Here is a 12,181-nt window from a genome sequence, read left to right as displayed (position 1 = left end):
TTAGCGCTTAGGCTTGCGGCCCGTTCCCTTGCTGCTTTTCGACGAGCCCTTCGTTCCGCCCTTGCCTCCCGCGGGTTTCCTTCCGCCTTTGGCTGCGCCGCGGCCCGCACCAGCGCGCGTTCCGCCAGTGCGTGACCCTGCCTTGCCCTGAGCCGCGCGACGCTTCTGCTTTTCTGCGACCTGGGCGGCACGCTCAGCCTTTTGTGCAGCCTGGGCGTCCTCATCAGCGATCTTCTGCTGGTCCGGATTGGAACGCTGCGCCCGCGAAGAGCTCGCTTTTCGTCCACGCACAATCCCGATGAACTCCTCCACGTCCTCAGGGTTCTCGTCGTACGCAGGCCACACAAGCGCGACCGGTGAGAATGGTGCGCCCTCAATCGGGAGATAATCAAGGTCTTTGCGGTGATGCAACCGTGCCAGCGACTGCGGCACGATCACCACCCCGACCCCTGCGGCAACCACCTCAAGCGCGATCTTGGTGTTCTCCACCCGCTCGACAGCGGGAATACCCGGAAGGTGGGGCCAGTCCAACGGACAGTCGAGGGGATACTGAAGTACTTCGTCGGCAATGTCCACGAGCGTGAGGTTATCCGCCGCAGCGAAGTGGTGCTCCTTCGGGAACACAACAACCGGTGTTTCGCGGTACAACTCAATCGCGTGTAGGCCCTCGCGGTTTATCGGCAGTCGTACAAGGCTCATATCCGTCAAGCCCTCGCGCACGGACTGCGCTCCATCAAGTGCGGGAAGCTGAATCAACTCGATAGGTGTTTCTGGTCGGCGCTGCTTCCACAGGTTCACCCACTTGGCGGGAGTGACTCCGGGAACGTAACCCAACCGGAAAGTGGTGGGAGTCTCGTCAAGATTGCCGTTATTGGTGCCATTTTCCACAACTCAAGGCTACCCGCATTCGGTACGCTTTAGGTATGACAACTCGTAGGACCTCCCAGGACATGAAGGCGGCAACCGCTGCGAAGAAACTTGGTATTTACTTGCCAGCAGCGCCCCAAGAATTTCAGGAGGCGACCATCACCCGCGAGGAGCTCAACGAGCTCCAGGCCAACCCACCCCAGTGGCTCGTTGACCTGCGCCGCAACGGACCGCACCCACGCACCATCGTTGCAAAGCGCCTTGGGATTTCGATTTCCGGCTTGAACCGAAACGGCTACTCCGAGCCGCTCACAACCGAGGAAATCAACGAGATCCGCACCGAGGAACCCAAGTGGCTCGTCATCGAACGGCAGATCGCCGCTGAGGTCAAGGCCGAAGAAGAGCGGATCGAGAAGGAAGCCCGCATCAAAGCGGAACGCGACGCGCGTCGCGCCCGCACCGCACCCAAAGGCAAGTAGCAGCTCAAGCACAGTGCGGGGCTGGCTCGAACTCAGTAGTTCGAGCCAGCCTTTTTGCGTGTCTGCAGAGTTGGTTCGACAGGCCAACACCCTTGATGGGATGTTGTTCTGAATGACATTCACATCGTCCACAACATCGAATTTAACGTATCAGGTTTATTTTTCCAGTAAATAATTCACACTCAAACCATTCACAAATAAACATTTATGAAAATTACTTAACGAACAAAGTAATTCGGGTGAATTGCACACAATTGCTTGCAACTTGCGTTAGTAAAGGATTACTTTGTGTGAAGTGCGCAGTACGTATTCACCCCCACCCACGAGGAGAAAGATAATGTCAAAACATGCAGAGACCCCCACCGGACCCAAAAAAAGCGGGGTTCCAATACTCGCCATCGCCGCTGGGGCAGCGTTGCTGCTAAGTGGCGGCAGCACACTCGCCTACTGGAGCGTGGAACAATCCGCAGCTCTCGAAAGCATTCAAACGGGTGATCTCAACCTCGTAGTCGATGATGCAACGTGGGAACTCAACGGAACTGCCATCAGCGAAAGCCAAGCGGACAATCTTAAGCTCGTACCAGGTGACACCGTTGAAATCACCCTGCCCCTCGACATCACTCTTGTAGGCGACAACCTCAGCGCCGAGCTCTCAGTCGCCGACAGCGGAATTGTTGCTTCAGGGAACGAAGACATCTCCGTCACCACAACAATCTCCGGGCTAACCGCGTCAGGAACTGTCTACCCGGTAACCCCGGCAACACTGGACCCAGAAACATCCATCGCTGCAGTTGTGACCATTGACTTCGATGCCACCACGTCAGAACGAGACAGCACAGATGTCACCATCAACCTTGATGAGCTTGAGTTCACCCTCACTCAAGTTCCAACGCCTTAGCCTGATAAACCATGCCGCCCCGTACTGCATCAAACCGCGGGCCCACGAAGCGGCACCTCACCATTCCGCGCCTCATAATCGTGGCGCTTAGTGCAGTGCTATTCGTGGAAGTGGGCCGCCTCGCCACACTGGCACGATGGGAAGCACAAGCAACTTCTGGGCTCAACGCGATATCAACTGGAACATTCGAAGTATCGGCACACTGGCACTCAAACGCACCCTCTTGGACAAATCTTTATCCAACACAAAGCCGTGAGGCCGTATTCACTGTGACTCTAGCTAGTACCGCTGAGAACCTACGCTGGAAATTTCGCGTGACGAACACAATATCTGGTTCTTTCCAACCATATGTTGTAACAAAAGCTTGGCTTGGTTCGTCTTGTGGCACAGGTGCGGAAATACTTGGATCCTCAGTTCCAGGAACCGCACTTGTTGCGGGACAAAGCCAGAATGTATGCATTCGGTATACATTATCCAGCAATGCACCGACAAGCCTGCAAAATGCTAACCTGCAACCCGAAGTAACGATTATCGCAGAGCAGGTGAGACCATGAAATCCGCGTCCTGGAACAAAGTACACCTACGTACAACATCCCTTATTCTGGGATTTACACTGTGTCTCAGCCTAGGACTTACCAGTTCTACACCGAGCGCAAGCGCACTCTGGCACCATGGCACAACACTCAGGCCGGCACTCGCAACTGGAACCCTCGCCACTCCAACCAACCTCAACTGCGTTAACAACTATCAACTTATTGCTGGAAGCATCAAGTTGTCTTGGAGCGCCGTCCCAAGCGCAACCTCCTATTGGATCTACATGCATGGGACATCAAGCGCAGCGTCCACTGCAATAAAAATCGGGGATACCACAACCACAGAGTTCGTGGTAGCTACCGGGTTAGTCCCCGGACTCCTCAGTATTATCGGTAACCTACTGTCCCCTAACAGCCTGATCTTCACAGTTGAGGCCCGAGCAGGAGACAATTGGAACTCACCACGATCAACCGGATACCGCGCAAGTCCGAATATCACCCTAATACCGTTGGCACTCACAGGTCTAGCCTGTCACGAGCCAGTGCCATGACCGCCCAAAATGAGCCACCGGCAACCCGCAGGCACGCATACACTCGACGACTGCAGCCGTTACCCAGCCAGTTACTAAGCCGCATCCTAAAGTTGACGCTTGTCGGCTTCTTCGGGCTCCTGATATTTGTGCTCATAGTGCTACCTCGCGTCCGCGGAGGGGCAACCTACACCGTACTCACTGGAAGCATGGCACCCGCCATACATCCTGGCGACCTCGTAGCCACCCAATCTGTTAACTTCGAAGACATCAAAGTTGGTGACATCGTGGTTTATCAGCTTGAGTCCGGGCAACCAACAACGGTCACCCACCGTGTAACGGCATTCACTTGGACAGCAGCGGGCACAAAAACTCTTACAACCCGTGGTGACGCTAACAACGTCACAGATTCTCTCCCCGTACGGGCAGAACAAATACACGGAAAAGTCATGTACGTCGTACCCAAAATTGGTTACCTCACTAACCTTGGGACCGCGCGCGTCCGTTCACTCTTGCTGCTCGTTACCGCATTCGGACTCATCACCTACGGGATACTTACCCTCGCTGCAAAGCGCACACACAACACACTGTCCTCCCACGCTCTTGTGGCCTTGGTTTTCGTTGTGCCGCTAACGCTGAACGCATCTGGCGGCCCAGCTCACGCTACTACCCCACCCGTAGAGCCCATAGCGTTATCACTCGATGAGCAAAACTGGATGAGATCAGGGAATATTCAACCTACTGGACACAGACTTCTTCTCGTACCAAATCATCCAGTTCGGTTAAACCTCACCGCTCGCAACCTCGTCGACAAGCCTGTGTATCTGGAACTCAGTGCTACAGCGCAACTCGCTGACTCGTCGCCAATTGAAACTACTCACCCAAATCTGCGCCTAAAAACGGCCGTCCACTCTTCAACCCTAGAGTTGGAAAACCACACAAACAGCAACGTCATCACCATAGAAGCGTTGCAGCAGCACAGATTTATTCTCACTATCGAACTAAATGATCAGTCCGCATCGCACGCTCGATCCACAAAGGGCATTCCCCTGATGGTAGAGATCACAGCTGTAACGACGCACCTTCCGACAGTTGTAAATTACCCCCCAGCCGGGCCCAGCCACGTAGCAGTGACAGGGCTTTCTGAGCCATATCTTGCAGCGGTTTTAGTCCCAATTCTCCTAGGGCTCGGAATGTTTCTACGGGGCCGTGGCCGCAAAACACGCACCGAGGCGTAAACGTATCCAGAATGCAGGTAGGGTGGGTCGAACGTAAAAGTTCGGCGCCACCCTACCTGTATAGATATCTTGATCTCGTTTACGCTACGTCGACCAGATCGATCACAAACACGAGAGTTGCGCCGCCGGCAATACCCGCCTGCGGGATGCCACGCTGGCCGTAACCAAGCTCTGGTGGAATCGACAGCAGGATACGCGAACCAAGCTTCTTGCCTGGCAGCCCCTGGTCCCAGCCACCGATAACGGCACCGATACCGATTGGGAAGTCAATGGTTGCACCGCGATCGTAGGAGTTGTCGAACACGGAACCACCCCACGACTGGCCGAGGTAGTGCACCACAATGTTGTCGCCAGCAGCGATCTCTGGACCATCACCTTCGACAAGAACCTCGACTTGGAGGCCTGCTGGTGCTTCTGGAGTTGGGAAGGTGATAACCGGCTTTTCGCCGAATCCGCCGGTAGCGGATGGAAGTTGGGTCGACATACGTCGGAGCCTTTCGTCATGGATTTCCCCGTTGCTGCGCAACTGCGGGAACTGCCCGTCACACTAGTGTGACATGACCGTTGGCCCGTCCGCCAACAGTTACCTGTTGATGAATAGGCCGACGGTCAATGAGAGATTAGTCGCTTCCGCGCAAGATCGCGAGCAGACGCAGGATCTCGACGTACAGCCAGATCAGCGTGACCATAAGGCCAAACGCTGCGGACCAGGCGTACTTCTTCGGGATGCCGTTACGAACACCGGTCGCTGCCATGTCGAAGTCTGAGATCAGCGACATTGCAGCAAGGCCGATAGCAACCAAGCCGATCACGATGCCGAGTCCACCGGAACGCATTCCCCAACCATCAAGCAGGCCGGTCGCCACGAGAACCAGGTTGACCAAGCTGAATAGCGCAATGCCAACGATTCCCACGAGCAGGATGCGGTTGAACTTCGGGGTCACGCGGACCTTGCCGGACTTGAACAGGAACAGCGCGCCTACGAACACCGACATCGTGGCCAGAACCGCCTGGAAGACCAGACCATCAAGCGGCTGTCCGGATACGGTCTGGTTCTGGAAGATATAGGAGATTCCACCAAGGAACATTCCCTGGAAGACGGTGTACGCCACGATGAGCGCCGGGCTTGGCTCCTTCTTGAACGCGTTGACGAGACCGAGAACAAGGCCACCGATCACACCAACGATGTAGAGGCTTGGGTTCAATACCCACGTGGCCGCCGCGACAGCGATCAGAAGCGCCAGCAAGCCACCGGTCTTCATGATGATGTCGTCATAGGTCATTCGGTCGGTGTCTGCCGAGGTAGCGGCTGGAGCGTTGTACATCTGCTCCATTGATGCCGCGTCCATCGTCTGTGAGTACGCGCCGTGGGCCTCGGTTGCGAGCCGTGGGTCCATCTGCTGTTGCTGCGTACGCTGAACGTCGCGGTTCGCCTTCTCGCCGAACACTGCACTGTTGTTAAAGACTGGGTTTGCCATTCTTCCTCCGTTTTGGGGGATGTACACGCCCCACAATACCTGCGGGACGGACGGTACTGACCGTTATAACGCAACAGGTTGTCATTTAGTTCCTGAGTTGAGCGCGGTGGTACTTCACGTAGTCCACCCCTCATACAGCGTTATGTGCACGTTTTATACCTATTGCCGACGATACGGTGGGCTTTCCCGCCTGTATCGTCGGCTTTGGGGTCAAGATTCAAGTTCACGCAAAGCGGCACGCACCGAGCGCTGCTCGGCTGCGCTCCACGCTCCGAGCCTTCGTCGGAAATAAGCGAAGTGAACGGTGATGCGTGGGTCTTCGCGCCCGAACCACCCAACCTGCATCCAACTCTGTTTGCTCGCCACGCTCCCACGCCACGAACTCGAGTTGATCGCAATAAACGCGCTGTTATCCGAACGGTCACGCGAGGTGACATACAGGACCGTGTACATTTCACCGTCAGTCCCGACAACAAGGCAGGGCCGATCCTTGCTTCCCGTGCCATCACGGAAGGGCACGTCAGCCATCCAATATTCGCCGACGCGGGGAGCTTTAAGGTATGGTCCATCACCGCCACGACGCGGTCCTGCGCGGCGCTTATTCTTACGCGGCGCAAAGAGAACTACGAGCATGAGGAGTACGAACAAAACCCCAGCAAAAACTGAAGGTTCTAAGCCTAGGATTGTTTCCACCCACAGAGCATATACGAACTCATCGGATTCAGGTCGCTACCTCGAAAAACGCCTCAGGAACGCCACTCATGTGCCCGATGAGGCGGATTGATCGAGATATCACGAGGCGCGCCTCGGCCATGCCAGCGCTGCCTCACTGAATAGGGCAGTAACTGGCACTCAGACTCTGTCTAGTAAAGATTCTTTCCACGAACGCAAAACGTGTAAAAAAATCGACGATTTCTTTACACGTTTTGCGTTCGTGGAAAGAATCTTTACACGTTTACTCGTTCAACGAGGCAATGCCAGAAAGGACTTCGAGCATACGTGTATTGAGATAGAGGACTTCTCTTCCAACTTTAACCTCGTCAAGGACACCGGTGGCGACCAAAGACTTCATCCACCGTGTCGCGGTGGGACGCGATACTCCGCACCGGTCAGTCACGTTCTTGGTACGCGCATACGGTTGTTCCATGAGAACAGAAGCAAGGTCTGCATTCGCGGTCCCTGTCACCGTGCGAGTATGGGTAGTGAGATCCTCATGAAGTCTCGTTAACTCTTGAACCAAAGAGAGCGTCCGCTCACCGCTGCGGCGCACTTGCTCAACAAAATAAACGAGCCATTCTTCCCATGCTCCGTGCTGGGTGACGTCTAGAAGACGCTGATAATACTCATCTTTCGTAGCGATGATCTCTCGTGACAGATACAGCAACGGCAGTTCCAGAAGTTGTGCATCACAAAGCATGAGGACATTGAGGATACGACCCGTACGTCCGTTGCCATCTGTGAAGGGATGGATGGCCTCAAACTGGTAGTGTGCCAAAGCCATCCGAACAACGGGATCAAGGTCGTCGATGTCACTACGTTCCCGTGCTCCAGAGTTAACGAACAAACTCCAGTTGTCGAGCAAACCCTGAATAACATCAGGCGTTGACGGCGGTGTGTAGACCCGCTCTCTAGTAAGCGGGTTGCCAATATAGACTTCCCCGTCTCTAACCCGAACCTCGTGCCCACGAATCTGAGAGCAGATACCCACAGCAGTCTGAGTGCTAATAGGTCGGCTGCCTAGGCTGTCGAATCCGACCCGTAGCGCTGAGCGGTAACGAAGGGTTTCACGTACCGCTGCGCTTGCTTCTTCAAGCAGGGCGTGAGATGTGGCTGTGGCGGCAAAGAGTTCGTCAGTAGTTGTGACAATATTTTCAATCTGAGAACTCGCTTGAGCTTCCAACAGCGGAATCGCGTTGATAACAACGGCGGGGTTAGCAAGTTGCCGAGCAGCGGCATTAAGTTCCGCAAGCGCCGCTCGAGCTTCAATCGTGCTTTTGAGTACTGCACGTGTTTCGACATCACCGCGCGGAGGCAATGGAGGTAGAGCATTGAAAGGATGTTCGGGAGACCAACTCACCAGATTCTCTCCTTGACCGCTATCTCGATTCGCTGCGAACGGCTGACACTACTGAGAGCATACAAGAGTGGCCACGACGCATGATCGTGGCCACTCTTAAACAAGTACCCCCAGTCGGACTCGAACCGACACTGGACCGATTTTAAGTCGGTTGCCTCTGCCATTGGGCTATGGGGGCGTGCAGACCATCCTGCCTACTGCCGTCCGACCCCACTCAGCGGAATCAGACTTTAAGAGGATACCGCGATGGGGCGCTCAAATCGAACGCCCCATCAGCAAGTGATACCTCGTACCAAAGATTTACTTGGCTTCAGCCTTCTCAGCGTCGGTAGCGTTCTCGTCCTTCTTCGCCGGGGCTTCAGCCTTTGGCTTGGGTGGAACTGCTGCGCGACGGAACTCTGCGCGTGGGTCGTGCAGCGGACCAAGTGGCACGAGTTCACGGCGCATGAGGTAGGCAGCGGTCCAACCCGTTGCAATGCGGATCTTGCGGGAGATCGTTGGCATTGCCATGAGGTGGTAGCCACGGTGAGCACACCATGCGAGGAAGCCACGCAACTTCAGTCCACCGAACAGGATGGCGACACCCTTGTGTAGGCCAAGTGAGGCCACGGTTCCGAGGTTCTTGTGCTCGTAGTCCTTGAGGTCACCGGAACGCAGAACGGATGCAAGGTTGTCACCGAGGAGTTTTGCCTGGCGGACGGCGTGCTGAGCGTTTGGCACGCAGAAACCGTTGATTCCACCATGCACGTCCGGCACGGCGGCGCAGTCACCGGCGGCGTATGCGTCTGGGATGACGTTGCCGTCCTCGTCGATGACCTGGAGCTTCGTGTTGACGGTGACGCGCCCCAGCTTGTCGGATGGGAGATCAGACTCACCGATGACAGGGTTCGCCTTGACACCAGCGGTCCATACAACGGTGTCAGACTCGAACTCAACACCGGTCGAGGTCACGATGTTTCCGTCCACGCACGAGGACAGGAAGGTGGAGAGGTGGAACTCAATTCCACGCTTCTTCATCTCTTCAAGCGCATAGTTGGCCATCTCGAGAGTCAGTTCTGGAAGGATACGGTCCGAACCCTCGATCATGACGAAGCGCAGTTCGCTAGCGTCAATGGTTGGGTATTGCTTGACCGCGGACTTCGCCATATCCTCGATCTCGGCGATCGCTTCAATACCTGCGAATCCACCTCCAACGAATGTGAAGGTCAGGAGGCGTTCGCGCAGTTCCTTGTCCCAGGTCGAGGATGCGACGATGAGGCGGTCGAGCACGTGGTTGCGCACTGCGATTGCCTCTTCAACATTCTTGAAACCGATTCCGACCTCGGCAAGGCCTGGGATAGGCAGCAGGCGGGATACGGAACCGAGTCCGATGATGAGGTGATCGTACGTGATCTCGTATGGGTCGCCGACCTCTGGGGTGATCTCAACGGTCTTTGCGCCGTGCTTGATCGCGGTGACGCGGCCCTGAAGAGTGTCGATGTGCTTCAACGCACGGTTGTGCGGAGCAACCACGTCGCGGTCCGAGATGGAGCCTGCGGAAACCTCAGGCAGGAACGGAGCGTAGGTCATATATGGGCGAGGGTCAACCACAACGATCGCTGCCTCACGGCGGCCGAGGCGCTTGCGGAGACGGCGTGCGGAGTACAGTCCGACAGATCCACCACCCAGCACTACGATTCGTGGAACCTTACGTGGGCGTGGCGTAACGGTAGCCTGCGCGGTTTCCGCAGCAGCATCCGTGGTCTCGTTTGTCTGTGGCATGCTCCAATTTTATGACTGGGACTTTGGTCCGGCATCATTTTGGGTGCGTGATAACCAGCACATCCCATGAATTTTCCGCTTATTCTGGCGGTTTTGAGTTGCTTTTCACTAGTTAGGCTGTCCTTATTTTGGTTATTACCTGACGACGAGCCCTCACCCGCCCTCGCACCGTCACCTTCCATCGGGTGGAGGGTGGGGAATTACGTGGGTGTGCTGCTCTTTCTATGCACACCCACGTAGTTCCGCACACGTTGAGCAGACGGTCAGTCGCTCGAAGCAGAATCACTATCAGCAGGCCCGGTTACTGCTTCTTCTGCTGATTCCTCAGTCGATTCGACTTCCGAGCCCGACTCCTTCTTGTCGTCCTCAGATTTTCCGTCGCTTCCCTTCGCACCCTCTTCAGAGCCGCCCTCGGCGGCGTCCCCATCCACGCTGGAAGGTGACTCGTCGGACGAACTAGCCGACTCGTCGTCAATTGAAAGCGGTGCAAGCGCAGGTAGCTTCTTGAAGGCGGGCGCTTCTGGCTCCTGAGCACCTGGACGTTTGAAGCCGTAGATGCATTCACTGTCACTCGGCAGGTTAGAAATGCCACCCAAATAAAGCACTTTCTCATGTGGCCCATACCGGAACTCAATCTGGAACGTGTTGTGCCTCAGCAACCCGCGCCCATGCCTCAGCGAGCCATCATCTTCGTCCTCGTCCCAGTCATCATCCCATTGCTCATTAATGTGACCGGACATCACCGCGTTCCAAAACCTCTGGGATTCCTCAGAGCACGTATCCTCCACAATATCTACAGCCGAGAACGACGCAGGGAAAACGTTCAGCACGGGACGACCATACTCATCGGCACGAGCATTCATAACGTCAACGGTTCTAGTGACTCTGTTGACCTTGATCGGATAGAACGCCGCGTCAAGGGAGTTCCCCTTGTCATCAATGATGCGCGCATCAGGAATGAGGTTTCCTTCTGCGTCATATACAAACAGATTGGATGCACTACCCAAATCCATCTGACTCAAATAGGCTTCCCCATACCCATTTGAGGGACCATACGTGGTCATATCAACACTGGCGTTCATCGCTTCTTGGCCATCGTCATAGCCCCTGCTATACCCGCTGTCATATGCGTCATTGGGGCTGCGGTCCTGATACGGCCGGGTGAAGGCTGGGACAAACAACAGCACAAACACATTGAGCGCAATGACAGCCTTACTCCAGAAACCAGGAACCGCATGGCGGGCACTCGCCAATCCCAGCAGCGCGGAAAGAAGCACGATTCCCGCGAACAGCCACCAGTGAGCCAGGTCCTGTGGGAACCGCTGGATCCCCTGTCCCTCCATCTGGACGATGATGCAGTACACGAGCCAGCCACGCACAAACCACCAGGCTGGACGCATTTCGGTCAGGAATTTCACCACCGCAGGGCTGAACTTGATTCCCTGGGCTCGGGCACCCAGCCCTATCACGGCGGCCACCAGCGAAGCGATCCATGCGCCAAAGCGCTTGAATGGATTACGGCTCTTGGAACGCAGAGCACCAGATACTGGCATCTGCCCCGCAGCCTTTGCGCCGTCGAAGTCAACGCCAGCGGACTCGCACAGTTCGCGAGCGTACGCCTCCGGCGTGCCGAACCGCGCGATGAGATCGTTCAGAGTGATATCACTCGTATCCGATACTTCAGTGTTCTCGGACATGGCCTCGATCAGGTCCGCTTCGAGTCCACCCGTGAGTTCTTCAACCACTTCAGGCGACAGTCCCTTGAGGAACCCGCGCACCTGTGTGGCGTAGTACGAGACGTAGTTAACCAAGACCATGTTCATGATGCGTTTCCTTCTTCGAGTAGCGCAGTCATCGATTGTGCGAAGCTACCCCATTCTTTTCGTTGCTGTTCGAGTTGTTCCTTGCCCTGACCATTAATTGCGTAGTACTTGCGGTGTGGCCCCTCGTCGCTCGGCACAACGTAGGTTGACAGATTTCCTGCCGAGTACAGCCGCCGCAGCGTGCCATACACCGAGGCTTCACCGACTTCCTCGAATCCGGCTGCGCGCAATCGGCGCACAACGTCGTATCCGTACCCATCGGCCTGTTCCACCACCGCGAGCACCGCAGCATCCAGCACTCCTTTGAGGAGTTGACTGTTGTCCATCGCTGCACCTCGCTCCCAGATTCCACGGACCTATCCGCTCCAATGTTCCGGAATAAACACTACTATGCTTCGCGCAGTACTGCTAGTGTCGAGGTACTAATTCTTGCGCAGTAGTATTTATCGTGCGGTTCAGCAGTGAGTTCTCTGTATCCAATGTGAAGGGGAAGCCGC

11 protein-coding genes and 1 tRNA gene are annotated in these 12,181 nt (G+C 55.7%); 3 read left to right on the top strand and 9 right to left on the bottom strand.

Annotation, left to right across the window (positions count from 1 at the left end; all coding sequences use genetic code 11):
- Positions 1-888, bottom strand: a complete 888-nt coding sequence (locus ACFSYH_RS12045) for a LysR family transcriptional regulator substrate-binding protein (RefSeq protein WP_377467230.1) — start codon at positions 886-888, stop codon at positions 1-3.
- Positions 889-923: 35 nt separating this feature from the next.
- Between ACFSYH_RS12045 and ACFSYH_RS12040 the strand changes: the two genes are divergently transcribed.
- The 3 genes from ACFSYH_RS12040 to ACFSYH_RS12030 all read left to right on the top strand — a co-directional run bounded on the left by ACFSYH_RS12040 (position 924) and on the right by ACFSYH_RS12030 (position 4,545).
- Positions 924-1,346: a DUF5997 family protein gene (locus tag ACFSYH_RS12040; protein ID WP_377467229.1), complete on the top strand. Its 423-nt coding sequence runs from the start codon at positions 924-926 to the stop codon at positions 1,344-1,346.
- A gap of 337 nt (positions 1,347-1,683) precedes the next feature.
- A complete protein-coding gene (locus ACFSYH_RS12035) occupies positions 1,684-2,244 on the top strand; it encodes an alternate-type signal peptide domain-containing protein (protein WP_377467228.1) in 561 nt (186 codons plus the stop codon).
- Positions 2,245-3,324: 1,080 nt separating this feature from the next.
- On the top strand, positions 3,325-4,545 hold the full coding sequence (locus ACFSYH_RS12030; protein ID WP_377467227.1) for a signal peptidase I: 1,221 nt from the start codon (positions 3,325-3,327) through the stop codon (positions 4,543-4,545).
- 79 nt (positions 4,546-4,624) lie between these two features.
- Here the strand turns inward: ACFSYH_RS12030 and ACFSYH_RS12025 are convergent, their stop codons facing one another.
- The 8 genes from ACFSYH_RS12025 to ACFSYH_RS11990 all read right to left on the bottom strand — a co-directional run bounded on the left by ACFSYH_RS12025 (position 4,625) and on the right by ACFSYH_RS11990 (position 12,010).
- Positions 4,625-5,029, bottom strand: coding sequence for an FKBP-type peptidyl-prolyl cis-trans isomerase (locus ACFSYH_RS12025; protein WP_377467226.1), 405 nt, complete (start codon positions 5,027-5,029; stop codon positions 4,625-4,627).
- Between the two features lie 136 nt (positions 5,030-5,165).
- Positions 5,166-6,023, bottom strand: a complete 858-nt coding sequence (locus ACFSYH_RS12020) for a Bax inhibitor-1/YccA family protein (protein WP_377467225.1) — start codon at positions 6,021-6,023, stop codon at positions 5,166-5,168.
- 210 nt (positions 6,024-6,233) lie between these two features.
- Positions 6,234-6,656 (bottom strand): hypothetical protein, encoded by a 423-nt coding sequence (locus ACFSYH_RS12015; RefSeq protein ID WP_377467224.1) that lies wholly within the window; start codon positions 6,654-6,656, stop codon positions 6,234-6,236.
- Between the two features lie 322 nt (positions 6,657-6,978).
- On the bottom strand, positions 6,979-8,100 hold the full coding sequence (locus ACFSYH_RS12010; protein WP_377467223.1) for a Fic family protein: 1,122 nt from the start codon (positions 8,098-8,100) through the stop codon (positions 6,979-6,981).
- A 105-nt stretch (positions 8,101-8,205) separates the two neighbouring features.
- Positions 8,206-8,278, bottom strand: a tRNA-Leu gene (locus ACFSYH_RS12005).
- Between the two features lie 122 nt (positions 8,279-8,400).
- A complete protein-coding gene (locus ACFSYH_RS12000; RefSeq protein WP_377467222.1) occupies positions 8,401-9,861 on the bottom strand; it encodes an NAD(P)/FAD-dependent oxidoreductase in 1,461 nt (486 codons plus the stop codon).
- Between the two features lie 263 nt (positions 9,862-10,124).
- A complete protein-coding gene (locus tag ACFSYH_RS11995) occupies positions 10,125-11,684 on the bottom strand; it encodes a hypothetical protein (RefSeq protein WP_377467221.1) in 1,560 nt (519 codons plus the stop codon).
- A complete protein-coding gene (locus ACFSYH_RS11990) occupies positions 11,681-12,010 on the bottom strand; it encodes a PadR family transcriptional regulator (protein ID WP_377467220.1) in 330 nt (109 codons plus the stop codon). The genes ACFSYH_RS11995 and ACFSYH_RS11990 overlap by 4 nt, the downstream gene beginning before the upstream one ends.
- Positions 12,011-12,181: the final 171 nt, after the last annotated feature.

Source organism: Populibacterium corticicola (assembly GCF_042683685.1).
In the GTDB taxonomy this organism is placed as follows: Bacteria; Actinomycetota; Actinomycetes; order Actinomycetales; family Cellulomonadaceae; genus Timonella; species Timonella corticicola.
Note: the sequence above shows the minus strand (reverse complement) of the source record. Positions and strands in the feature narration are given on the sequence as shown.